This window comes from Dactylosporangium sp. CA-152071 (genome assembly GCF_050936335.1).
In the GTDB taxonomy this organism is placed as follows: Bacteria; Actinomycetota; Actinomycetes; order Mycobacteriales; family Micromonosporaceae; genus Dactylosporangium; species Dactylosporangium maewongense.
Genome location: NZ_JBNJMZ010000001.1, coordinates 4,749,943 through 4,772,023, shown reverse-complemented (window position 1 = coordinate 4,772,023; position 22,081 = coordinate 4,749,943). Strand labels below are relative to the sequence as shown.

Annotated in this window: 21 protein-coding genes and 1 pseudogene; 13 read left to right on the top strand and 9 right to left on the bottom strand. The window is 71.9% G+C overall.

The features are described 5' to 3' along the window. Positions 1 to 123 precede the first annotated feature (123 nt). From ACQEVZ_RS21370 to ACQEVZ_RS21350, 5 genes are read left to right on the top strand one after another with little or no spacing between them, the layout of a single operon-like run. On the top strand, positions 124 to 1,317 hold the full coding sequence (locus tag ACQEVZ_RS21370) for a sensor histidine kinase (RefSeq protein WP_433369148.1): 1,194 nt from the start codon (positions 124 to 126) through the stop codon (positions 1,315 to 1,317). Beyond that, positions 1,305 to 1,946 (top strand): response regulator transcription factor, encoded by a 642-nt coding sequence (locus ACQEVZ_RS21365; protein ID WP_344503770.1) that lies wholly within the window; start codon positions 1,305 to 1,307, stop codon positions 1,944 to 1,946. Before ACQEVZ_RS21370 ends, ACQEVZ_RS21365 begins: the two co-directional genes overlap by 13 nt. A gap of 9 nt (positions 1,947 to 1,955) precedes the next feature. Then, on the top strand, positions 1,956 to 3,197 hold the full coding sequence (xseA, locus tag ACQEVZ_RS21360) for an exodeoxyribonuclease VII large subunit (RefSeq protein ID WP_433369145.1): 1,242 nt from the start codon (positions 1,956 to 1,958) through the stop codon (positions 3,195 to 3,197). A gap of 1 nt (position 3,198) precedes the next feature. Continuing rightward, the gene (locus tag ACQEVZ_RS21355) at positions 3,199 to 3,945 is read left to right on the top strand and encodes a GNAT family N-acetyltransferase (protein ID WP_433369142.1); all 747 of its coding nucleotides are present in this window, start codon (positions 3,199 to 3,201) and stop codon (positions 3,943 to 3,945) included. Then, positions 3,942 to 4,124 carry an exodeoxyribonuclease VII small subunit gene (locus ACQEVZ_RS21350; RefSeq protein WP_344503767.1) on the top strand — a complete coding sequence of 61 codons (183 nt, stop codon included), beginning with the start codon at positions 3,942 to 3,944 and terminating at the stop codon, positions 4,122 to 4,124. The genes ACQEVZ_RS21355 and ACQEVZ_RS21350 overlap by 4 nt, the downstream gene beginning before the upstream one ends. Positions 4,125 to 6,076: 1,952 nt before the next feature. On the opposite strand, the pseudogene ACQEVZ_RS21345 reads toward ACQEVZ_RS21350, so the two are convergent. Continuing rightward, positions 6,077 to 7,213 (bottom strand): annotated as a pseudogene (locus ACQEVZ_RS21345) (DNA recombination protein RmuC); the annotation flags it as partial. 39 nt (positions 7,214 to 7,252) lie between these two features. Between ACQEVZ_RS21345 and ACQEVZ_RS21340 the strand changes: the two are divergent. Next, a complete protein-coding gene (locus ACQEVZ_RS21340) occupies positions 7,253 to 8,035 on the top strand; it encodes a hypothetical protein (protein ID WP_433369139.1) in 783 nt (260 codons plus the stop codon). Positions 8,036 to 8,040: 5 nt separating this feature from the next. Here ACQEVZ_RS21340 and ACQEVZ_RS21335 read toward each other — a convergent pair whose 3' ends face one another. From ACQEVZ_RS21335 to ACQEVZ_RS21325, 3 genes are all read right to left on the bottom strand, one after another. Further along, a complete protein-coding gene (locus tag ACQEVZ_RS21335; protein ID WP_354899209.1) occupies positions 8,041 to 9,957 on the bottom strand; it encodes a tetratricopeptide repeat protein in 1,917 nt (638 codons plus the stop codon). A 143-nt stretch (positions 9,958 to 10,100) separates the two neighbouring features. Continuing rightward, positions 10,101 to 10,589, bottom strand: coding sequence for a methylated-DNA--[protein]-cysteine S-methyltransferase (locus ACQEVZ_RS21330; RefSeq protein WP_433369136.1), 489 nt, complete (start codon positions 10,587 to 10,589; stop codon positions 10,101 to 10,103). Further along, a complete protein-coding gene (locus ACQEVZ_RS21325) occupies positions 10,589 to 11,971 on the bottom strand; it encodes an AlkA N-terminal domain-containing protein (protein WP_433369133.1) in 1,383 nt (460 codons plus the stop codon). The genes ACQEVZ_RS21330 and ACQEVZ_RS21325 overlap by 1 nt, the downstream gene beginning before the upstream one ends. A gap of 196 nt (positions 11,972 to 12,167) precedes the next feature. On the opposite strand from ACQEVZ_RS21325, the gene ACQEVZ_RS21320 reads away from it, so the two are divergent. Then, on the top strand, positions 12,168 to 12,719 hold the full coding sequence (locus tag ACQEVZ_RS21320; protein WP_344503762.1) for a hypothetical protein: 552 nt from the start codon (positions 12,168 to 12,170) through the stop codon (positions 12,717 to 12,719). Between the two features lie 34 nt (positions 12,720 to 12,753). Here ACQEVZ_RS21320 and ACQEVZ_RS21315 read toward each other — a convergent pair whose 3' ends face one another. After that, positions 12,754 to 13,569: an aminoglycoside N(3)-acetyltransferase gene (locus tag ACQEVZ_RS21315; RefSeq protein ID WP_344503761.1), complete on the bottom strand. Its 816-nt coding sequence runs from the start codon at positions 13,567 to 13,569 to the stop codon at positions 12,754 to 12,756. A 34-nt stretch (positions 13,570 to 13,603) separates the two neighbouring features. Here ACQEVZ_RS21315 and ACQEVZ_RS21310 point away from each other — a divergent pair, with 34 nt between their 5' ends. Genes ACQEVZ_RS21310 through ACQEVZ_RS21295 form a run of 4 tightly spaced genes read left to right on the top strand, consistent with a single transcriptional unit; the run spans position 13,604 to position 17,229 of the window. Beyond that, a complete protein-coding gene (locus ACQEVZ_RS21310) occupies positions 13,604 to 14,434 on the top strand; it encodes a sugar phosphate isomerase/epimerase family protein (RefSeq protein WP_433369128.1) in 831 nt (276 codons plus the stop codon). 50 nt (positions 14,435 to 14,484) lie between these two features. After that, entirely contained in the window at positions 14,485 to 15,657 is a 1,173-nt protein-coding gene (locus ACQEVZ_RS21305) for an endonuclease/exonuclease/phosphatase family protein (protein ID WP_433369125.1), read from the top strand. Between the two features lie 9 nt (positions 15,658 to 15,666). Then, positions 15,667 to 16,752 carry a redox-regulated ATPase YchF gene (ychF, locus tag ACQEVZ_RS21300; protein ID WP_360564628.1) on the top strand — a complete coding sequence of 362 codons (1,086 nt, stop codon included), beginning with the start codon at positions 15,667 to 15,669 and terminating at the stop codon, positions 16,750 to 16,752. Between the two features lie 9 nt (positions 16,753 to 16,761). Then, positions 16,762 to 17,229 carry a phage tail protein gene (locus tag ACQEVZ_RS21295; protein ID WP_433369122.1) on the top strand — a complete coding sequence of 156 codons (468 nt, stop codon included), beginning with the start codon at positions 16,762 to 16,764 and terminating at the stop codon, positions 17,227 to 17,229. Here the strand turns inward: ACQEVZ_RS21295 and ACQEVZ_RS21290 are convergent. Further along, positions 17,226 to 17,726: a Uma2 family endonuclease gene (locus ACQEVZ_RS21290; protein ID WP_433369120.1), complete on the bottom strand. Its 501-nt coding sequence runs from the start codon at positions 17,724 to 17,726 to the stop codon at positions 17,226 to 17,228. The genes ACQEVZ_RS21295 and ACQEVZ_RS21290 overlap by 4 nt on opposite strands. A 24-nt stretch (positions 17,727 to 17,750) precedes the next feature. Continuing rightward, positions 17,751 to 18,062 carry a 4a-hydroxytetrahydrobiopterin dehydratase gene (locus ACQEVZ_RS21285; RefSeq protein WP_344503756.1) on the bottom strand — a complete coding sequence of 104 codons (312 nt, stop codon included), beginning with the start codon at positions 18,060 to 18,062 and terminating at the stop codon, positions 17,751 to 17,753. Between the two features lie 206 nt (positions 18,063 to 18,268). Here ACQEVZ_RS21285 and ACQEVZ_RS21280 point away from each other — a divergent pair, with 206 nt between their 5' ends. Both ACQEVZ_RS21280 and ACQEVZ_RS21275 read left to right on the top strand, forming a co-directional pair. Beyond that, the gene (locus tag ACQEVZ_RS21280; protein ID WP_344503755.1) at positions 18,269 to 18,667 is read left to right on the top strand and encodes a (deoxy)nucleoside triphosphate pyrophosphohydrolase; all 399 of its coding nucleotides are present in this window, start codon (positions 18,269 to 18,271) and stop codon (positions 18,665 to 18,667) included. Continuing rightward, positions 18,664 to 19,164 carry a DUF1990 family protein gene (locus ACQEVZ_RS21275; RefSeq protein ID WP_344503754.1) on the top strand — a complete coding sequence of 167 codons (501 nt, stop codon included), beginning with the start codon at positions 18,664 to 18,666 and terminating at the stop codon, positions 19,162 to 19,164. The genes ACQEVZ_RS21280 and ACQEVZ_RS21275 overlap by 4 nt, the downstream gene beginning before the upstream one ends. Positions 19,165 to 19,191: 27 nt before the next feature. Here the strand turns inward: ACQEVZ_RS21275 and ACQEVZ_RS21270 are convergent, their stop codons facing one another. Then, positions 19,192 to 20,208: a succinate dehydrogenase/fumarate reductase iron-sulfur subunit gene (locus ACQEVZ_RS21270; RefSeq protein ID WP_344503752.1), complete on the bottom strand. Its 1,017-nt coding sequence runs from the start codon at positions 20,206 to 20,208 to the stop codon at positions 19,192 to 19,194. Then, entirely contained in the window at positions 20,208 to 22,073 is a 1,866-nt protein-coding gene (locus tag ACQEVZ_RS21265; RefSeq protein WP_344503751.1) for a fumarate reductase/succinate dehydrogenase flavoprotein subunit, read from the bottom strand. The genes ACQEVZ_RS21270 and ACQEVZ_RS21265 overlap by 1 nt, the downstream gene beginning before the upstream one ends. Between the last annotated feature and the right edge of the window lie 8 nt (positions 22,074 to 22,081).

Below are 22,081 nucleotides of genomic sequence, written 5' to 3'. Positions count from 1 at the left end.
GGCACAGTCGCGCTGCGGCGACAGTCGAAGGTAACGCCAGCCATACCGTGCCCGGGCGGCACGGTCGGTAGCGTCACCTGGGTGCCGGTCCGATCCGCGTTGGAGTCGCTGACGCTGCCACCCATGAAGTTCCTGACGTCCTCGTGGCCGTGGCGGTCGCTGCTGTACCTCGGCAGCGGCGGTCTCTTCGGGGTGGTCCTGGGGGCGGCGCTGTTCGGCCTGCTCGCGTTCGGGGTGATCCTCACGCTGTTCGTGGTCGGCATCGCCGGGTTCCTCGCGTTCGCGCTGTCCGGCGTCTTCGTCGCCAAGGTCGAGCGGTGGCGGCTGCGGCTCGTCGACGCCGTCGACCTGCCCGACCTGCACCGTCCCGTCGAGGAGCCGGGGCTGCGCGCGTGGGTGACGACCCGGCTGCGAGAAGGGGTCACCTGGCGCGAGCTGGGGTACACGATCGTGATCTGCGCGATCCTGGGCTGGCTCGACTCGCTCGTCGTCGCGTTCGTGGTGTGGGCGGTCACGGCGCTGCTCTGCGGCCCGCTCTACATCGACGACACCCCGCTGGGGTGGACGCTCATGGGCAGCGTCGCCGGCCTCGCGCTCGCGGTGATCGCGTTGTACCCGGTGACGGCCTGGGCGGGCGCGCGCGCCGCGATCACCCGGTCGATCCTGGGGCCCCGCGCCGAGGACGACCCCCGGCTGGTGGAGCTGACCAGGTCCAGGGCGCGGCTGGTCGACGCGTTCGAGGTCGAGCGCCGCCGCATCGAGCGTGACCTGCACGACGGCGCGCAGCAGCGGCTCGTGGCGCTGAGCATGCAGCTCGGCCTGGCCCGCCTGGAGCTGCCCGACGGTTCGCCCGCCGCGGATCCGGTACGGCGCGCGCACGACCTCGCGAAAGAGGCGCTCGCCGAGCTGCGGGAGCTGATCCGCGGCGTACACCCGAAGATCCTGACCGACCGTGGACTCGCCGCGGCGGTCCGCGAGGTCGCCGACCGCGCCCCGCTGTCCGTCGACGTCGACATCGCCCTGCCCGCCCGGCTGCCGGAGCCGGTCGAGGTGACCGCATACTTCGTCGTCGTCGAGGCCCTCGCCAACGTCGCCAAGCACAGCGGCGCGCGGCGGGCCAGGGTCGTCGCGTCGGTCGTGTTCGACCGCCTCACCGTGCAGATCCGCGACGACGGCCGGGGCGGCGCCGACCCGGCGCGCGGCACCGGACTCGCCGGGCTCGTCGACCGGGTCGCGGCCGTCGGCGGGACCGTCGCGCTCGCCAGCCCGCACGGAGGGCCTACGGTGGTGCACGTGGAGCTTCCGTGCGGGTCGTGATCGCCGAGGACGGGATTCTCATCCGGGAGGGGATCGCCGGCCTGTTGCGGCGGTTCGGCCATGAGGTCGTCGCCGCCGTCGGCACCGCCGACGAGCTGGTCGCCGCGGTCCATGCCGCACCACCCGACCTGGTGGTCACCGACGTGCGGATGCCGCCGGGGTTCACCGACGAGGGGCTGCAGGCGGCGATCGCGCTGCGGGCCACCTTCGCGAACCTGCCGGTGCTGGTGCTCAGCCAGTACGTGGAGCAGACGTACGCGGCCGAGCTGCTGGACTCCGGGCGGAACGGGTACGTCGGGTACCTGCTGAAGGACCGCATCGGGGACGTGGCCGAGTTCGTCGACGCGGTGGACCGGGTCGCGGCCGGGCACACCGTGGTCGACCCGGAGGTGGTGATGCAACTGCTGGGCCGCCGCCGCGACCCGCTGCAGCGGCTCACCCCGCGCGAGCGCGACGTCCTGGCGCTGATGGCCGAGGGGCGGTCCAACGCGGCGGTCGCCCGCACGCTCGTGGTGTCGGAGGCGGCCGTCTCGAAGCACATCAACAGCCTGCTTGCCAAGCTGGACCTGCCCCCCGACGAGGACGACCACCGCCGGGTGCGGGCGGTTCTCGCGTACCTGCGCGGCTAGGGTGTCTCAGTGACTACTGACGCTCCGTCGTCGACCTCCGACTCGCCCTGGCCGGTCCGGGTCGTCTCGCAGAAGATCGGCGCGTGGATCGGCAAGCTCGGCTGGATCTGGGTCGACGGCCAGGTCGCGCAGATCACCAGGCGCCCGGGCACCAACACCGTCTTCCTCACGCTGCGCGACCCGTCGGCGGACCTGAGCCTCACCGTCACCACCAACCGTGACGTCGTCGACCTCGGCGCGCCCGGCCTCAGCGACGGCGCCCGGATCGTCGTGCACGCCAGGCCCGAGTTCTACGCGGCCCGCGGCTCGCTCAGCCTCCGCGCCGACGAGATCCGCCAGGTCGGCCTCGGCGAGCTGCTCGCCCGGCTCGAGCAGCTCAAGAAGCTCCTCGCCGCCGAAGGCCTGTTCGACCGGGCGCGCAAGCGCCGGCTGCCCTTCCTGCCGTCGAAGGTCGGCCTGATCACCGGCCGGGCCAGCGCCGCCGAACGCGACGTCCTCACCAACGCCCGCCGCCGCTGGCCGACCGTCGACTTCCGGGTCATCAACGTCGCCGTGCAGGGGACTTCCGCGGTACCGCAGATCATCGACGCCCTCGCCGTCCTCGACCGGGACGAGACCGTCGAGGTCATCGTCCTCGCCCGCGGCGGCGGCTCCACCGAGGACCTGCTGCCGTTCTCCGACGAGGCGCTGTGCCGGGCCGTGTTCGCGTGCCGGACCCCGGTCGTCTCCGCCGTCGGCCACGAGACCGACGTGCCGCTGGTCGACTTCGTCGCCGACGTGCGCGCCTCCACCCCCACCGACGCGGCCAAGCGCGTCGTGCCCGACCTCGCCGACGAGTTCCGCCTGATCGGCCAGGCCAAGCAGCGCCTGGACCGCGCGATGTCCGGCCTGCTCGACCGCGAGCAGCACCGCCTCGACGCGATCCGCTCCCGCCCCGTCTTCGCCCGCCCGCTCACGATGGTGGAGCACCGCGCGTCGGACGTGACCCAGCTGCGCGGCCGGGCCACCCGCAACCTGAACCACCGCCTCGACCGGGCGTCGACCGAGCTCGAACACACCCTCGCCCGCCTGCGGACCCTCTCCCCGCTGGCGACCCTGGAGCGCGGCTACGCCATCGTCCAGCGCCCGGACGGCGCCGTGGTCCGCGCCGCCGCCGACGTCACCCCAGGCGACGAGGTCCGCGTCCGCGTCGCGTCGTCTTCCTTCACCGCCACCGTCTCCGGAACCGTCTCCGGAGACTCTGAGGGCTGACATGTCGCAACGGATCCAGGACTACCTGCTCGCCAGCGCTTCCGTGGGCCGCGAGGTCGTGCCCGCCGGCCCGTTCACGGTGACCATCAGCCCGCACGACCCCCTCGTGTACATCAACTACGCGATCCCGTCCGCCGGCGCCGACCCGACGCCCGCGGACATCGCCGCGCTGGAGGAGGCCTTCGTCTCCCGGTCGCGGACGCCCCGCCTGGAGTACCTGCCGGGCCTGGCCCCGCTGGTCGAGCCCGCCCTGGTCGCCGCCGGCTTCACCGTCACCGACCGCCTCCCCCTGATGGAGTGCCCGCCCGGCGCCGTCGCCGACCTGCCCCTCCCGCCGGACATCGAGCTCGTCACCCCCGTCACGGACGGCGAGCTGCGCGACCTGCTCACCGCCCAGCACGAGGCCTTCGGCGAACCTCCGCCGAGCGCCGCCCATCTTGAGAAGGCCCGCACCTCCGGCGGCGTCCGCGTGCTGGCCCGCACCCTGTCGGGCGAGCCCGTCGGTGGCGGCGCGGCGGTCGCGGTGAAGGACGGCATCAGCGAGGTGGCCGGCATCGCCGTCCGCCCCGCGTTCGAACGCCGCGGCATCGGCGCCGCCGTCACCGCCCACCTCACCCGCGCCGCCCACGCGGCAGGCGCCACCCTCGTCTTCCTCACCCCCGGCGGCGACGCCCAGGAACGTGTCAACAGCCGCGTCGGCTACCGCCGCACCGACTCGGTGCTCTTCCTGACCAAGGAGTCCAAGTGACCGACCTGTCGTACGAGCAGGCCAGAGCCGAACTCGCCACCGTCGTCGAAAAGCTCGAGTCCGGCGGCACCACCCTCGAGGAATCCCTGGCCCTCTGGGAACGCGGCGAACAACTCGCCACCATCTGCCAACGCTGGCTCGACAACGCCCGCGCCCGCCTCACCACGGACCGCAGCTGAGCTGTAGTCCCCGCTGTAATTCCCGCTGTAATTCCCCCCACCGCTGCCGCGGCGGGGCCCGGCGGGGATTCTCACCCGCACCCCGATGCGCCGCTCCGCGACGCACTGCCCACGCCGAGACGCGAGGCAGGCCAAGCGGCGCTCGCGCGCCGTATCTGGGTGGTCGCCCACCGCGGTGGTCCGGGTGAGCCTCCACCCGCCCGTTGATCGAATGGCAGTTCTGGCCGTGATGGCGACCAGAACTGCAATTCGATCAACGCGGAAGACCGAGATCAGCGTCCGACCAATCGAGCCCACGAGAACTGCACGGGGATCATGAGGCCCTGGTGTCGGTTGGATAGCACCTCGGGTCCGCGATGACCCCGGCGGCAGCCGTAGCCGACGGCGAGGCTGACCTGAGGGCCGCCGGTGTGGCTCTCCGGCCGCTTTGAGGGGTCGGCGCTGGCAGTGGGCATCAGGTCCAGCGCGCCGACAATGCGCAGCCACCAGGGGTCGCTCTCGTCGGCGAGTTCAGCATCGTGGCACGACGGGCCGGCGGCGGGCGTAGGGCGTCGTGCGAGACAGCACTCCGTCGCGCTGGTGCTCCCCAGATGGGTCGGCGGGGACTGCCGCGTCCCATGTGGGTGTTGGTGCCCTCTGGCTGGCGGCCCGGGCGGCAGGTGCGTAGGTCCGGGACGGTCGGTGGCCGGAGTGCCGTGTGGCCTGCGGAAGTCGTGTTGGCTGACAGGTCGCCCGGTCGGTCCAGGTGGAAGGTGTGGTGGGGGCGGATCGTCGGTGGACAGCGGCTGCAGGTGTGTTGGGCGTGATCGTTGCTTTCGGCCACTCCTGCTGACGGCGGCTTGGAGGACGCTCTGTCGCACCGGTGCTGCGCAGGCGGGTGGCAGGGACGGCTGGGCTCATGGGTGGTTGTTGGGTGGCGCGTGTTGTGTGTGCTGCCCGGCAGATCCAGGCGGATCCGGACGGAGGGTGTGGCGGCGCGGGTTGGCGGTGAACAGCAGCTGTGGGGCGTTGGGTGTGCTCGTTGCTCGCGGCAGCTCATGCCGACGACTCGGAGGAACTGTTCGGTCGCATTGGTGTTGGGGAGTGGGCTCAGCGGGGAGTCGCGTCCGTGAATGGGTGGGTTGCGGGTGTTGTCTTTGCTGGCTGGCCGGTGGGTGGGTCCGGGCGGAGGGGGTGTGGTGAGGCGGGCCAGCGGCGACGGCTGGGGCTGATGGGCTGGCGTGGTGGGTTGGTGTCGTGCTGTTGGCTGGCGGGCACGTCGGCTGGCGGGTCCGGGGCGGGAGCGTGGTGGGCCGGGACGGCTGGCCGGAGGCAGTGGCGGTTGGCGGTTGGCGGTTCGAGTTGGAGCAACGCTCTGTCGCAGCGGTGCTGTGCGGGCGGGCCAGCGACGACGGCGGCCGGGCTCATGGGGTGACGTGGTGGGTTGGTGTCGTGCTGTTGGCCAGAGGGCACGTCGGCCGGCGGGTCCGGGGTCGAAACACGGTGGTCCAACGCGGTGGGCCGGGACAGCTGGCCGGTGGCGGTTGGCGGTTCGGGAGGCGATCGGTGGTGGCCGCGGGTGTCCTGGCCTGCTACTGGGGTGGGTCTTCGCGGAGGGCGGCGAGCAGGATCTCGTACTCCGACTCGGGGGGTTGCTGGGGGGCGTGCGGTCGTTCAGGTCTGGCGGGCGTTGCGTGGTTGCTGTGCTGCGGGACGAAGGGCTCCCGGGAGCCGTGGAACGAGCTCGGGTCGGTGGGGCGGGGACCGGCAGAGGCCTGCGAGGGGTGCGGCACCTGCGAGGAGTCCCGCAAGTGTGAGGGGTCCCGCAGCGGCGAGGTGTGCGGCAGCTGCGAAGAGCCCGGCAGTTGTGAGGGGGTAGGCAGGTGCGAGGGGTCTGGCAGCTGTGAGGGCGGCGAGGTGTCCGACGGGTGCGAAGGGGTGGGCTGGTCGGAGGAGCCCGAGAAACCCGAGGAGTCGGAGGAGTCCTGGGGTTGGAGGTGGCGGGGGGTGAGCTCGACCTGGGACGGGGTGGGGAGGGGGTCGGCGCTGATGCCGAGCTCGGCCAGGCGGCGGGCGCTGACCAGGACGCGGGCCTCCAGGGAGCCGACGGCCTTGTTGTAGGAGGAGACGGCGGTGCCGAGGGCGGTGCCGACCTTGGCGAAGTGGTCGCCCATGGTGGTGAGGCGGGCATAGAGCTCGCGGCCGGTGCGGTGGACGGCCAGGGCGTTGTGGGCGAGGGACTCCTGGCGCCACGCATAGGCGATGGTGCGCAGCAGGGCGACGAGGGTGGCCGGGGTGGCGAGGACGACGTTACGGGTGAACGCGTGCTCCAGCAGGGTCGGGTCGTGCTGGAGGGCGGCGTCGAGGAACGTGTCGGCGGGCATGAAGAGGACGACGAACTCGGGGGCGGGCTCGAAGGCGGCCCAGTAGGACTTGGCGGCGAGGGCGTCGACGTGGCCGCGGAGGTGCTTCGCGTGCTGCCGCAGGTGGGCGGTGCGGCCGGCCTCGTCGCGGGCCTCCATGGCGCTGAGATAACCCTCGAACGGGGCCTTGGCGTCGACGACCACCTGGCGGCCGCCGTGCAGGCGGACCACGAGGTCGGGGCGGACGACGCCGCCGTCGGTGGGGGCGGTGACCTGCTCGTCGAAGTCGCAGTGCTCCAGCATGCCGGCGGCCTCGACGATGCGGCGCAGCTGGTGCTCGCCCCAGCGGCCGCGGATCTGCGGCGCGCGCAGGGCGGAGACGAGCTGGCGGGTCTCGGTGCGCAGCTCGCCGGAGACGTCGTGCATGGCGCGGACCTGCTCGCGCAGCGACTCATAGGCGCCGACGCGGTCGCGCTCCAGGTCGGCGACGCGCCGCTCATAGCGCAGCAGGGCGTCGTGCAGCGGGGCGACGGCGTCGGCGACCGCGTCCTGCGTCTGGGCGCGGGCCTCATAGGTGAGGGAGCGCAGCGACGACTCGAGCCGGGCCTCGCCGTCGCGGGTCGCCTGCAGGGTGGCCTCCAGCTTCGCCACATCGACCGCGGCGCGTGACCGCGCGGCGAACCAGCCGAGCGCGGCGCCGGCGGCGAGCCCGATGACGATCAGCACGAGTTCCACGGCTACCAGCATGCACGAGGGGTACGACAGAAAATGGGTACCGTCGAAGTCATGGGAACGTGGATCGTCCTCGCCGTCCTGCTGGTGGCCGCGGTCGCCGCGGTCGCCGCGTTCGTCGCCGCGGGCAACCGGAAGAAGGCGGACGCCCGTGAGGACGCCCTCCGCTGGTATGAGCGGCTCGGCGGCCAGGTCATGAACCTCTCCGGCGACACCCCCGCGGTGCGGCAGGCGCTCGTCGACGCGGGCGAGCGCTACACCGCCGCCGGCGCGCAGCTGGAGCGTTCGACGTCGGTCCGCCAGTACGAGCTGGCCCGCGAAACCGCCCTCGAAGGCCTTGCGTACGTGCGGGCGGCCCGGGTCGCGCTCGGCATCGACCCCGGACCGGACCTGCCGCCGCTCGCGGGCGCCCGCGCGGGGCAGCTCACCAAGGACCGCGAGGTCGACGTGCAGGGGCACCGGTTCCGGGCCGGTCCGCACCCGGGCGACGCCACCCCTTACTACTACCCGGGCGGGCAGGTGGCGGGCCGCGGCGTGCCGGCCGGCTGGTATTCCGAGCCGTGGTGGAAGACGGCCCTGGTCGCGGGCGCGTGGGGCGTCGGGTCGCTGCTGGTGTTCGACGCGCTGTTCAGCCCGGCGTGGGGCGACTCAGGCTATGGCGCGGGCTTCGACGCCGGCTTCGACCAGGGCTACGACGCCGGCGCAGACCAGGGCTACGACAGCGGCGCAGACCAGGGCTACGACGGCGGGGACCAAGGCTACGACGGCGGGGACGCGAGCGACTTCGGAGGCGGGGACGACTTCGGAGGCGGAGATGACCTCGGCGGGGACTTCTGAAAGGCTCAGTACCGGCTTCCCTGAGTGCCCCTGGCCGCCCGCTCCGCGAGCGCCAGATCCGACGCCGCCGCCCGCGCGAACGGGCTGCTCGCCCCCAGCAGCTGCGCATACACCGACTGCGCCGCCCGGTACTCGGTCACGGCCTCGTCCAGCCGCCCCAGGTCGTGCAGCACGCTGGCGAGCCGGTGCCGCGAGACGGCGGTGTCGAGGTGGACCGGCCCGAGCAGGTGCAGCCGGCTGCCGAGCACGGCCCGGTGCTCCTGCTCCGCCTCCTGCAGCCGCCCCGCGTGGTGCAGCGCGGAGGCGAGCAGGCTGCGCGACATGAGCGTGTCGCGGTGCTCCGGCCCGAGCAGCCGCGCCCGCGCCCGCATGACGGTGCTGTGCTCGTCGATCGCCCGGTCGAGCTCGCCCATGTCCTGGTACACCTTGGCGAGGTTGCTCCGGGAGATCAGCGTCTCCTGGTGGTTGCTGCCCAGGACGCGGGTGCGCGCCTCCAGGACCCGCTGGTGCTCGCCCTCGGAGCGGGTCAGGTCGCCGAGCTGGTGGTAGATCGTCGCGAGGTGGCTGCGGCTGGTCAGCGTGTCGGGGTGGTCCTCGCCGAGGATGCGCATCCGCGCGGTGAGCACCTCGTCGCACTCGACGAGCGCCTCGGCCAGGCGGTCCAGGTCGCGCAGCACGGTCGCGTGCTGGTCCCGGGCGGTGAGCGTGTCGGGGTGGTCCCAGCCGAGGGCGTGCGCGCGGGCGTCGACGATCTCCCCGTACGCCTCCTTCGCCTCCTGCAGCTGGCCCCGCCAGTGCAGGTCGGTCGCCCGCTGCCAGGTCGCGGAGTCGTCGTAGACGCGCGGCGCGGGGGAGGGCCGGCGCCGCGGCTCCGGGCTGGGCCATTCAGCGGGGTCCGGCTCAGGCGAGGCCGCCGCATGCGACGGCGTGGCCGCATGGGACGAGGTCGGGGAGTGCTGCGCCGGGATCGACGGCCCGAACACCGGCGCAGCCGTGCCGAACGTGGGCGCCGGCGGCTGCATGACCGGCGGCCGCGGGGGAGCGGGCGGGGGAGCCGGCGCCCGGGTGGGGATCCGCACCGCCTGCTGCGGCTCGAAGATCTCGTCGTCCACGTACGGATCGGGCTCGGGCTCGAACGAGTCGGGCGAGAACCGCTCGGGCACGAACCTGTCCGCGGGGTGCGAGGCCGGCGCGGCCTGCTGCTGCACCACCTCGGGCACCTCGATCGGCGACTCGAGGCCGCGCCGGCGCAGCTCCCGCTTGAGCGAGACGATCGCGTCGGAGATGCCGTCGCTGTGGTCGCCGAGGCGCCACGCGACCGCCATGACGGGCCGGTCCAGCGCGATGCTCAGCTGCCGGACCGAGCTTAGGATCGAGTCGTCGGGCGAGGCGTTGACGATGACGAGCGCCGCCCGGAACGCGGCCGTCTGGCCGACCAGCAGCGCCTGATACGTGCTCTGCATGCGGGCGATGGAGAACCCGGTGCCGGCCCGGATGTCGACGATGATGTGCGACTCGGACATGGCGATCGGCCCGAGGAAGTAGCCGAAGACGGGCTGCAGCTTCTGCCCCTCGCGCCCGGCCGCCTCGTACAGCGCCGCGTTGGCGCCCTCGTGGTAGGCGATCGCCTGCGGGGCGTGACCGCGGATGAGCTGGACGAAGCGGTCGTACGCCCCCTCGGCGTCGCCTTCGAGCTGGGCCTTGCCGGCGGAGGCGACCCGCTCCTCACGGTCCGCGGAGCGGACCACGATCGTGCCGCCGGACAGTCCCGCGAGCCCGACCAGGACGCCGGCCGCCACGAGGGCGGCGGCGCCGGCGGTGCTGCGGAACTGCATCGTGGTGAGCACGCCCAGTGCGACCAGGGCGAGCCCGACGAGCACGACGGTGAATCGGGTCTGGCTACTCCATCGTCCGCCAGTCATCGGCCCTCTTCTAAGCGATCTACGCCCGCAGCAATGGAAAAGATCCGCAGCGTGACGAGAATCTTCCCACGAACGAACCAGTCCACGGTAGATCGCCTACGTGAACCCCGCCATTCACGCAGTTGAGAAGACAAAACTGTCAATTAAGCGACAGAAGCCTCATGATCGAGCAGCCACCGCTTGACCGGCAGGCCCCAGCGGAACCCGCCGAGGGTCCCGTCGGTGCGCAGCACCCGGTGGCACGGCACGAAGAGGGCGGCCGCGTTGCGGGCGCAGGCCTGCGCGGCGGCCCGGATCGCCGGCGGCCGGCCGGAGAGCGCCGCGAACTCGCTGTAGGTCACGGGTGCGCCCGCCGGCACCGTCCGTAGGACGTCCCAGGCGTGGGTGAGGAACTCGCCGCCGGGACGCTGGCGCACCACGACCTCGTCGATCGCATGCACGTCACCGTCCAGGTAGGACCGCGCGGCCTTCTGCGCGTCGCCGACGTCGCCGACCTGCCGCGACGCACCCACCTCGACGAACAGCGACAGCTCCTCGAGCGAAGCGGTGAAGCCGCTGGCCAGCACCGCGCCGTCGCCGTCCACCACGATCGTGAGCGGACCGGCGGGAGTGGCTGAAACGGAGTACAACATCAGAGAATCCTCCAGAGTCGGATGGCGGCGTAGGAACGCCACGGTCGCCAGCGCTCGGCGTGTGCGGCCAGGGACCGGGGGTCGTCGGGCAGGCCGAGGGCCCGCGCGCCGCGCAGCACCCCCAGGTCGGTGGGCAGGAACGCGTCGGGGTCGCCGAGGGCGCGCATCGCCACATAGGAGGCTGTCCAGTCGCCGATGCCGGGGATCTCTTTCAGGCGGGCCACGGTTTCCAGGCGGTCGCCGTCGCCGTCGAGGCTCAGCCCGTCCAGCACCGCGGACGCCAGCGCGCGCAGCGTGCGCCGTCTGGCGGCCGGCATCGGGAAGGCGGTGTCCGGCAGCTCCAGCAGCGCCGCAGGGGTCGCGAACGCCAGCCGGCGCAGCACGGTCCGGGCCGCCGCGACCGAGATCTGCTGCCCGACGATCGCGCGGACGGCGATCTCGAACCCGTCGACGGCGCGGGGCACCCGTACACCCGCCTCCTTCAACACCAGAGGCGCCAGGAGCGGGTCGTCGCCCAGCACGGCGTCCACGGCCGCGGGGTCGGCGTCGAGGTCGAAGAGGCGGCGGCAGCGGGCCACCGCCGGGGCCAGGTCGCGCAGGTCCGTGAGGCGCAGCGTGGCCGCGACGTGCCCTTCCTCGGGGCGCAGCTCCGCGGTGCCGGTGCCGTGCGGCAGGCGGAGGTTTCGCCGGTACGAGTCGCCGACCCGCTCGTCGATGCCCTCGATGGCCCGGTCGCCGAGGAACGACAGCAGCGCCTCGGCGTGCAGCGGCGCCCGGAACGGCAGCCGTACGGACACCACACCCGGATCGAGCGACGGCTGCGTCCGCCGCACGCGCAGGTCCGACGGCGTGCGGCCGTAGATCTCGCGGACGGTGTCGTTGAACTGCCGCACGCTGCCGAACCCGGCCGCGAACGCGATCTCCGCCAGCCCGAGCCGGGTCGTCTCGATCAGCACCCGGGCCGTCTGTGCCCGCTGCGCCCTGGCGAGGGCGAGGGGGCCGGCCCCGACCTCCGCGGTCAGCATCCTGTGCAGGTGCCGTTCGGTGTACCCGAGGCGCCCCGCCAGGCCGGGAACCCCGTCCCGGTCGACGACGCCGTCGGCGATCAGGCGCATCGCCCGGCCGACCACGTCGCCGCGCACGTCCCACTCCGGCGAGCCGGGCGCCGCGTCCGGCCGGCAGCGCAGGCACGCCCGGAAGCCCTCCCGCTGCGCCGCCGCGGCCGTCGGCAGGAAGCGCACGTTCTCCGCCTTCGGCGTGATCGCCGGGCAGGACGGCCGGCAATAGATCTTCGTCGACTTGACCGCGGTCACGAAGACCCCGTCGAACCGCGCGTCGCGGCTGATCGCCGCCCTGCGGCAGGTGTCGAAGTCCAGTTCCATGCCACCTATCCTCCCCCGCAGGTCCGCCGAGCGGCTGGCGGAAATCGGACCTCGGTGTCCGGCCCGGTCGAAGGCGTGTCAGGTTCCGGACCGGCCACTGGCACGTTTGCGGGATTCACCTGCCCCGCGGGTTGTCTAAGTTGATCCCACCACCGAGAAAAACCGACGGCCCCCCAGCCGAGATGGAGATAGCACCATGAGCGACTACGAGACCGACCCGGCCACCGGCGAGCTCGGCGAGGCCGGCGACGCGGGCGCCGCCTACGGCGAGCCGGAGATCATCACGCTCGAGGGCCAGGACGGCGCCACGATCTACGCCGTCGACGTGGACCACGACGGCGACGCCGAGGCCGCCGGGTACGACAAGGACAACGACGGCCAGCTCGAGCAGATCGCGCTCGACACCGACGGCGACGGCACGCTCGAGACCAGGATGGTCGACCTCGACGGCGACGGCTCGTTCGACGCGGTGCTCACCGACACCGACGGCGACGGCCGCATCGACGTCGCGGCGCTGGACGCCAACGGCGACGGCCTCGTCGACCGCGTGGTCGCGGACACCGACGGCGACGGCGTCATCGACACCGACGTCAAGGACGAGAACTTCGACGGCGTCGCCGACTCCGTCTCGCAGGACGCCGACGGCGACGGCGACAGCGACGTGACGGTCACCGACACCGACGGCGACGGCACGTTCGAGACCGTCCGCTACGACGACCCCAGCACCAACCCCCTGGCCCAGGCCTGACGCGTGTCACGCAGGGGTCCGGCCCGCGGTGATCTCAGCCGGACCCCCTGCGTGACAGCCACATCGCGCCGAAGTCGACCAGCGCCCGCTGCCGCATCAGCCGCGCCGTCCCCGACCCGACCGGCCCCACCCGCTCCCCGCCGGTGATCGCGGCGAAGTCCTTGCCGAGCGGCTCGAACAGCGACGTGTCGTCGGCCAGCTCCCGGTACTCGACCCAGCGCCGCTCGCCGTCCACCAGGATCGGCGAACCCTGCCGGAGCCACCGCGACGAGGCGGACGCCGCGCGGTACTCCGAAAGATGCAGCGACGTGTTGTTGTCGTGCCCGACGCCCAGCAGCAGCACCCACGCGTCCGCCTCGTAGAGCCGCGCGAGCGGCGAGCCCTCGCCGAGGCCGTCGTCGAGCGTGTGCCCCTCGGTGATCCGTCCGGCGTCCGGGCCGAGCGCGGCGAACGACACCGTCGGGTGGTCGCTGCGCCGTACACCTGGAAAATGCCGGAAACACTCGGGCACGGCCCCCATGAAGTTGGTCGGGGTGACGCGCGGGTCGAAGGCCGGCGTCTCCGCCCGGATCACCGCCCACCAGGACTGCGGCACCGGTGGGTTGCCCCAGTCGGCCGGCTCGGTCAGCTGCCGCGAGTGCGTCGGCATGACCAGCGTGCCGTCCGGCCCGATCGCCGCCAGCAGCGCCGTCACGACCGCCTGCGCGCCGCCCGCGACCCAGCCGAGCCGCGACAGCGACGTGTGGACGATGACGGTCGCGCCCGCCGGCAGCCCGAGGGTGGCCAGCTGCCCGACCATGCCCCGCACGGTCCCCGGCACGGCCGCCCTGGCGATGGCGTCCTTCTCCACGTCGAACAATCCTAGTGAGTGAATACTGTTCGGCATGGTCGAGTGGGTACTGTCCGGGTTCGGTGACGAGATCGACGACGATCCACGCGTGCAGCTGGCGGTGCTGCGGGCGCTCGGCGCGTCGCACATCGAGGTCCGCAGCGCCTGGGGCGTCAACGTGGCCGACTTCGACGACGAGCTGACCACGCGCCTCGCCGCCGCGCTGGCGGCCGCCGGGGTGGCGGTGTCGGCGGTCGCGTCGCCCATCGGCAAGACCGACGTCTTCGGTGACCCGGACGCCGAGCTGGCGCGGCTGCGGGCCGTCATCACGCTCACCCGGCGCCTGCGGAGCCGGTACGTGCGGCTCTTCTCCTTCTACCGGCCGCCGGGGGTCGCGGTGGAGGCGACCCGCGACACCGTGCTGCGCCGCCTGCGGGCCTTCGCCGACCTCGCCGAGCGCGAGCAGGTCGTGCTCCTGCACGAGAACGAGAAGGACGTCTACGGCGACGTGCCGGCCCGCGTGCTGGACCTGATCGAGTCGGTCGGTTCGCCCGCACTGCGGGTGGCCTGGGACAACGCCAACTTCGTGCAGGTCGGCGTCCGCCCGTTCAGCGACGGCTACGCGATGTTGCGGCCGCATCTGGAGTACCTGCAGGTCAAGGACGCCCGGTCCGCCGACGGCGCGGTGGTGCCCGCCGGCGAGGGCGACGGCGAGCTGCTCCAGACGGTGACGGCGCTGCGCGACGACGGCTGGACCGGCTTCGCGTCGCTCGAGCCGCACCTCGCCGACGGCCCCGACGCGGCGAAGACCGGCCCCGCGGGGTTCGGCCGGGCGGCGCGCGCCTTCGCCGCCCTCACCGCCGCCGCGGGCGTCACGTTGCGCTAGGACAAGTTGGCGACACCGGCACAGCGAGGGCGTTGCTACGGTCCGTGGTCATGCGCTTGGCGACGTACAACGTGGAGAACCTCTTCGCCCGGGCCCGGGCGCTCGACCCGGCCGACCCGGCGAAGGGCCAGCCGGCGCTGTCGGCGTACGAGACGTTCAACCGGATCGCCGCCCACCCCGTCTACTCCGACGAGGACAAGGCCGCGATGCTCGACGCCCTGGAGACGCTGCGGGTCTTCGTGCGCACCCGGGCCGGCCGGCGGGCCAACCCCGACCTGTTCGGCGACGCGTTCGCGGTGCTGCGGGAGAACCGCGGGGACTTCCTCGCCGCGCCCGCCGACGCCGAGCCGCACGTCGTCGCCACCGGCCGGTCGTCCTGGAACGGCTGGGTCGACCTCATCGTCGACCCGGTCGACGAGGTCGCCACCCGGATGACCGCCCGGGTCGTCGCCGACGTGGCCGCCGACGTGCTCTGCGTCGTGGAGGCCGAGAGCCGCCCTTCGCTGGTGAAGTTCAACGACGAGCTGCTCGGCGGCCGGTACGGCCACGCCATGCTCGTCGACGGCAACGACCCCCGCGGCATCGACGTCGGCCTGTTCTGCGTCGACGGCGTCGAGATCGACTGGGTCCGCAGCCACGTCGATGTCCCCGATCCGGGTTCCGACCGGCGCTTGTTCAGCCGTGATTGTCCGGTGTACCGGTTGCTGCTGCCGAGCGGCGAGGTGTTGTACCTGCTGCTCAACCACCTGAAGAGCCAGTCCTTCACCAGCGGCGACCCGGACCCGCTGCGCACGCGCCAGGCGACCGAGGTCCGGGCCATCTACGACCGCCTCCGGGCCGGGGGTGCTTCGTTCGTCGCGGTCGTCGGCGACTTCAACAAGCGCCCCGACCACCCCTCGCTGCGCCCGCTGCTCGGCCCGGAGTCCCCGCTCGTCGACGCCTACTCGCTGCCGGCCTTCTCGCAGCTGTACGACCCGCTGGACCGCGACCACGAGCGGCCCGGCAGCTTCCAGTCGTGCACGATCGGCAACCGCCTGGACTACATCCTGCTGTCGCCCGAGCTCGCGGCGCGGGTCACCGGCGGCGGGGTCTTCCGGCGCGGCCTGTGGGGCACGCCGTCCAACGTGAAACGGCCGCGGCTGTGGGACGCGTACCCCGAGATCACCAGCGCCCGGCACGCCGCGTCCGACCACGGTGCGGTCTGGGTCGAGGTTGACCTGTAGCTTTTACGCGTGGCACTCAGCATCGGGATCGTCGGCCTGCCCAACGTCGGCAAGAGCACCCTGTTCAACGCGCTCACGAAGGGCGACGCGCTCGCCGCGAACTATCCGTTCGCGACCATCGAGCCCAACGTCGGCGTCGTCGGCCTCCCCGACGCCCGGCTCGGCAAGCTCGCCGAGTTGCACGACTCGCAGAAGATCATCCCGGCGCCGGTCTCGTTCGTCGACATCGCCGGCCTCGTGCGCGGCGCCTCGAAGGGCCAGGGCCGCGGCAACGCGTTCCTCGCCAACATCCGCGACGCCTCCGCGATCTGCCAGGTGGTGCGCGCCTTCGCCGACCCCAACGTGGTCCACGTCGACGGCAAGGTCTCCCCGTCCGACGACATCGAGACGATCAACACCGAGCTGATCCTCGCCGACCTCCAGACGATCGAGAAGGCCCTGCCGCGCCTGGAGAAGGAGGCGAAGGTCCAGAAGCAGCGCGCCGGCGCCGCCGCCGCCGCGAAGGCCGCCGCCGAGCTGCTCAACGGCGGCACCACCCTCTACGCGGGCGCCGCGAAGGCCGGCATCGACGTCGCGGAGCTGCAGGAGCTGCACCTGCTCACCGCCAAGCCGTTCCTGTACGTCTTCAACGTCGACGAGACCGGCCTCGCCGACCCCGCCTTCCTGGACGAGCTGCGCGCCCTGGTCGCCCCCGCCGAGGCGATCTTCCTCGACGCGAAGATCGAGTCGGAGCTCACCGACCTGGACGAGGAGGAGGCCCTGGAGCTCCTGGCGTCGATCGGCCAGCCCGAGCCCGGCCTGCACCAGCTCATCCGGGTCGGCTTCCGCACCCTCGGCCTGCAGACCTACCTCACCGCCGGCCCCAAGGAGACCCGCGCCTGGACGGTCCCGATCGGCGCCACCGCCCCCGAGGCCGCCGGAGTCATCCACTCCGACTTCCAGCGCGGCTTCATCAAGGCCGAGGTGGTCAGCTTCGACGACCTGATGACCGCCGGCTCCCAGAACGCCGCCAAGGCCGCCGGCAAGGTCCGCATCGAAGGCAAGGACTACGTCATGCAGGACGGCGACGTCGTCGAGTTCCGCTTCAACGTCTAGGGGCCGTAGGTGTCGTACGTCGTCGATTTCGAGACCGTCTCCACCACCGGCCTGGAGTCCTCACCGGTCGCCGATACCCTCGCCGGCCTGCGCGCCAACGAGGCCCGCTACTTCCGGAACAAGTACGACCACGTGTTCACGGTCGAGCCGGCGTCGGCGGCGCAGGACGCGGTGGCCTACGTGCACCGCATCCTGCGGGAGGAGCGGGACCTCGTCATCGGCTCCCGCCCGCTGGAGGTGTCGGCCTTCGAGGTCGAGGGCGTCCGCTGGACCTACGTCTTCTACGAGTCGGGCCTGTCGGTCAACGTGCTCTACACCCTCGCCGAGGGCGGGAAACGGGCCGTCGGCTTCAAGCTCTCCGACGGCATGGAGGTCCCGTCCGAGCTGGCCGACCGCTTCAAGTTCGCCCGCCAGCGCTCCAAGCTCGCCGGCACCATCCGCGGCTCGTTCTTCGTCATCAAGGGCGACCACGCCTAGGAGAGCATCGTGTACTTCCCGGTGGGTGCGTCGAGTTCGTAAGCATGCACGGCCGGCGCGCAGTGCTCCTCCTCGACCAGCCAATACCGCGCGATGCCGGCCTCGGCATACTTGCGCGGCTTGACCACCCGATTCCAATGTGCGGACTCCGGCGAGACCATCTCGGCGATCAGCAGCACCTCGTCGGGCGTGAAGCACGTGCGGTTCGGGTCGTGGGCCGCCGTCGTGACGAGAAGATCTGGCTCGAAGCGGTTGCGTTGGTCGAGCCGGATGCTTGCCCCGCGCACGACCCTGGCGCCGGGAGGTGTCTGCTCCGTCAGCGCCGACGCTACGGCGGTGACATGCAGTTCGTGCCTGACCGGCTGCGGGAAGCGCCTGAAGACGAAATTGCCGTGCAGCATCTCGGTGTGTGGCGGTAGCTCCGGGATGTTGTCGAGATCGTCCGCATACCAGCCTTCGATACGAGGCGCATGCATCCAGTTGGGAAGGCCGTCCACCTCATCACCATAAGGTGACGATCGTCAGGCGGCGCCGGCGATGATGGTGCGGTAGAGGTCCTCGATGCGGGCCGCGAGGGTCACTTCGCCGGGGGACAGGTCCGTCATGCCTGGGACGCGCAGGCGGATCTGGGTGCGGCCGTCGAGGCGGCGCACGTCGGGGCGCACCTGGAGCGCGTCGGCGACGATCTTCATGCGCTCGGTCAGTGCCGCATGCTGGGAATCGTCCAAATGCAGTGTCCGGCGAATCTCTTCGCCGTCGTGCGTCCAGCCTTGCAATAACCCCAGCGCGTCGCTGAGATAGTCACGGTGCTGTTCGCTTCGCCTTGCCCGCATAACGACCTACCCTCCCGCGGCATCGTTGCCGGCTTGTGGCCGTTTCGAAGCCTGCCCGTCATCAACGGTGTCTGCAAGTCTGCTGGGCGACTGGTGGATCTGTCCACGGCCACATTTCCCTCGTCTGGTGAACAACAGGGCAGAGCCCGCAACCGGAACTTCATTTCGATCTGGCACCCTGGTCACCCGTGCAGACCGAACGGTTGATGCCAAGGATCATCGTCGGCGCCGCGATCATCTCCGATGGTCGCGTCCTGGCCTGTGAGCGCGCCCTGCCGCCCGAAATGGCCGGAAAGTGGGAGTTCCCCGGAGGGAAGGTGGATCCGGGGGAGACCGAGGAGCAGGCGCTCGTCCGGGAATGCCAGGAGGAGCTCGGGGTCGACGTCGAGGTCGGCGCGCGGGTCGGCGCCGACATCACGATGCTCGGCGGCGCCGCGATCCTCAAGGTCTACCTCGCCCGGCTGGTGAACGGGGCGACACCCGTACCACTGGAACACAGCGACCTGCGCTGGCTCTCCGGCGACGAGCTCGACACGGTCCCGTGGCTGCCCGCCGACGCGCCGATCGTGGTGGCGCTGGCGCCGTTGCTACCTTCGACGGCGTGAACGTCACCTACCCCGAGGTCGGCGCGACCCGCGAAGGCCCCCTGCCGCCCGGCTACCACCACGTGCACCGCCGGGTGAGGGTGGGACAAGGCCATGAGGCCTTCGCCGCCGCAGCGGCCGCCCTGGCCCGCTGGCAGCCCCAGCGCGGCGCCGGTCTCCGGCTGCGCAGCGACGAGGACCGGGTCACGCTCGGCGGCCGGTTCTCCACCGGGATCGGGGTCGGGGCGCTGCGGCTCTGGGTGCCGTGCCTGATCGTGTGGATCGTCGACGAGCCGGAGCGGTACGGGTTCGGCTTCGGCACGCTGCCCGGGCACGTCGAGACCGGCGAGGAGTCGTTCCTGCTGAGCGTCGGGCCCGGCGGCGAGGTGTGGTTCGAGATCAAGGCGTTCAGCCGCCCGGCGAAGTGGTGGGTCCGCCTCGGCAACCCCGTGGCGAAGCTGGTCCAGTCGCGGGTCACGGACCGCTACGCGAAGGCCATGCAAAAGGCGCCCCTCTGAGCGAGGGGCGCCTTCAGACAAGCGGATCTAGTGGCCGTCGCCGGAGGGCGGCGACGGGTGCTGGTAGCGCAGCTGCTCCGGCGGCAGCGGGAACACCTGGTCGTCGCCGAACGGCGAGCCGGCCGCCGCCCGGTCCAGGGTGAGCTCCGCGACCACGAGCTTGCCGTCGGCGCCGACCGGCGCCTCCTGCGCCACGGGACCCTCCTGGTGCCAGTTGCTGCTGGTATCGGACACCGGCAGGTCCCCCTTCGCGGTGGTCGTCGTGGCGCGCGCCGGCACGGGCTCGTCCAGCTGGTCACGACGGAAGATCTTGCGTCCGAGCCAGGTCACCGGGTCGTACCTCCGATCGACAACACGTTCCTTCATCGGGATGATCGCATTGTCAGTGATTTTGATGTGCTCGGGGCAGACTTCGGTGCAGCACTTGGTGATGTTGCAGTAGCCCAGACCCTGCTCGGCCTGCGCCATCTCCTTGCGGTCGTCGCGGGCGTCGAGCGGGTGCATGTCCAGCTCGGCGGCCCGGATGAAGAAGCGCGGCCCGGAGAACGCGGGCTTGTTCTCCTCGTGGTCACGGATGACGTGACACACGTTCTGGCACAGGAAGCACTCGATGCACTTGCGGAACTCCTGCGAGCGCTCCACGTCGACCTGCTGCATCCGGTACTCGCCGGGCTCGACGCCGGCCGGCGGGGCGAACGCGGGCAGCTCGCGGGCCTTCTGGTAGTTGAAGTTGACGTTGGTGACGAGGTCGCGGATCACCGGGAACGTCCGCAGCGGCGTCACCGTGACCGTCTCGGTGTCGTCGAACGTCGACATCCGCGTCATGCAGCCCAGCCGCGGCTTGCCGTTGATCTCCATCGAGCAGGAGCCGCACTTGCCGGCCTTGCAGTTCCACCGCACGGCCAGGTCGGGCGTCTGGGTGGCCTGCAGCCGGTGGATGACGTCGAGCACGACCTCACCCTCGTTGACCTCGACCTGGAAGTCCTCCAGCGAGCCGCCGGTGTCGTCGCCGCGCCAGACGCGGAAGTGGCGTTTGGTGCCCATCACAGCTCCTCGTCGGTCATGTACTTGGCGAGCTCGCTCCGGTCGAACAGGCCCTGCAGCTCAGGGCGCATGACCGGCAGCGGCTTGTGCTCCAGCCGGACGTCCTCGCCGTCGAGCGAGCAGACCAGGTTCACCTGGCGCCACTTCGGGTCCATCTTCGGGAAGTCCTCGCGGGTGTGCCCGCCGCGCGACTCGGTGCGCTCCAGCGCCGCCTTCGCGGTGCACTCCGACACGATGAGCATGTTGCGGAGGTCCAGCGCCAGGTGCCAGCCTGGGTTGTACCGGCGGCCGCCGCTCACCCCGACCTTCTTGACGCGCTCCTTGAGCTCCGCCAACCGGGTGATCGACTCCCGCAGCTCGCCGTCGCGCCGGATGATGCCGACGAGGACGCCCATGATCTCCTGCAGGTCGTGGTGCAGCGTGTACGGGTTCTCCCCGGCGTCTGCCCGCGCGAGCGGCGCCAGGGCCGTCTCGACGGCCGCGTCAACCGCGGCGGCGGATGGCTTGCGCCGGCCGATCCGCTCGGCGTGCGCGGCCGCGTGCTCACCGGCCCGCTTGCCGAACACCAGCAGGTCCGACAGCGAGTTGCCGCCGAGCCGGTTGGAGCCGTGCATGCCGCCGGACACCTCGCCGGCGGCGAACAGCCCGGCCACCGCGGCGGCGGTCGTGTCCGCGTCGACCTCGATGCCACCCATCACGTAGTGGCAGGTCGGGCCGACCTCCATCGGCTGCTTCGTGATGTCGACGTCCGCCAGCTCCTTGAACTGGTGGTACATCGACGGCAGCCGCTTACGGACCTGCTCGGCCGGCAGCCGGCTGGCGATGTCGAGCAGCACGCCGCCCGCCTTCGTGCCGCGGCCCGCCTTGACCTCGCTGTTGATCGCCCGGGCGACCTCGTCACGGGGCAGCAGCTCCGGGGGGCGCCGGTTGTTGTCCGGGTCGGAGTACCAGCGGTCGGCCTCCTCCTCGGTGTCCGCGTACTGCTTGCGGAACACGTCCGGCACGTACTCGAACATGAACCGCTTGCCCTCGGTGTTGCGCAGCACGCCACCGTCGCCACGCACCGACTCGGTCACCAGGATGCCCTTGACCGACGGCGGCCAGACCATGCCGGTCGGATGGAACTGCAGGAACTCCATGTTGATCAGCGTCGCGCCGGTACGCAGCGCCAGCGCGTGCCCGTCGCCGGTGTACTCCCAGGAGTTGGAGGTCACCTTGTACGACTTGCCGACGCCACCCGTCGCGAGCACGATCGCCGAGCTCTCGAACAGCACGAACTCGCCCGACTCGCGGTAGTAGCCGAACGCGCCGGACACCGCGCCGTCCTCGACGAACAGCTCCGTGATCGTGCACTCCTGGAAGACCCGGATCCGGGCCTCGTAGTCGCCGTGCTCGGCGAAGTCCTCCTGCTGCAGCGACACGATCTTCTGCTGCAGCGTGCGGATCAGCTCCAGGCCCGTCCGGTCACCGACGTGCGCCAGCCGCGGGTACTCGTGGCCGCCGAAGTTCCGCTGGCTGATCTTGCCGTCCTTGGTGCGGTCGAACAGCGCGCCGTAGGTCTCCAGCTCCCAGATCCGGTCCGGGGCCTCCTTGGCGTGCAGCTCCGCCATCCGGAAGTTGTTGAGGAACTTCCCGCCGCGCATCGTGTCGCGGAAGTGGACCTGCCAGTTGTCCCGCGAGTTGACGTTGCCCATCGCCGCGGCCGCGCCGCCCTCGGCCATGACGGTGTGCGCCTTGCCGAACAGCGACTTGGAGATGATGGCGGTCTTCTTGCCGGCGAGCCGAGCCTCGATCGCCGCCCGCAGCCCGGCGCCGCCGGCGCCGATGACCACGACGTCGTACGTGTGTCGCTCGATGTTCGTCATGGGTTGTG

Bases quoted from the DNA above. Each gene is read 5' to 3' on its own strand.
- ACQEVZ_RS21370 (WP_433369148.1), top strand. From the start codon at position 124: ATGAAGTTCCTGACGTCCTCGTGGCCGTGGCGGTCGCTGCTGTACCTC.
- ACQEVZ_RS21355 (WP_433369142.1), top strand. From the start codon at position 3,199: ATGTCGCAACGGATCCAGGACTACCTGCTCGCCAGCGCTTCCGTGGGC.
- ACQEVZ_RS21340 (WP_433369139.1), top strand. From the start codon at position 7,253: ATGGGAACGTGGATCGTCCTCGCCGTCCTGCTGGTGGCCGCGGTCGCC.
- ACQEVZ_RS21335 (WP_354899209.1), bottom strand. From the start codon at position 9,957: ATGACTGGCGGACGATGGAGTAGCCAGACCCGATTCACCGTCGTGCTC.
- ACQEVZ_RS21330 (WP_433369136.1), bottom strand. From the start codon at position 10,589: ATGTTGTACTCCGTTTCAGCCACTCCCGCCGGTCCGCTCACGATCGTG.
- ACQEVZ_RS21325 (WP_433369133.1), bottom strand. From the start codon at position 11,971: ATGGAACTGGACTTCGACACCTGCCGCAGGGCGGCGATCAGCCGCGAC.
- ACQEVZ_RS21320 (WP_344503762.1), top strand. From the start codon at position 12,168: ATGAGCGACTACGAGACCGACCCGGCCACCGGCGAGCTCGGCGAGGCC.
- ACQEVZ_RS21310 (WP_433369128.1), top strand. From the start codon at position 13,604: ATGGTCGAGTGGGTACTGTCCGGGTTCGGTGACGAGATCGACGACGAT.
- ACQEVZ_RS21305 (WP_433369125.1), top strand. From the start codon at position 14,485: ATGCGCTTGGCGACGTACAACGTGGAGAACCTCTTCGCCCGGGCCCGG.
- ACQEVZ_RS21285 (WP_344503756.1), bottom strand. From the start codon at position 18,062: ATGCGGGCAAGGCGAAGCGAACAGCACCGTGACTATCTCAGCGACGCG.
- ACQEVZ_RS21280 (WP_344503755.1), top strand. From the start codon at position 18,269: ATGCCAAGGATCATCGTCGGCGCCGCGATCATCTCCGATGGTCGCGTC.
- ACQEVZ_RS21270 (WP_344503752.1), bottom strand. From the start codon at position 20,208: ATGGGCACCAAACGCCACTTCCGCGTCTGGCGCGGCGACGACACCGGC.
- ACQEVZ_RS21265 (WP_344503751.1), bottom strand. From the start codon at position 22,073: ATGACGAACATCGAGCGACACACGTACGACGTCGTGGTCATCGGCGCC.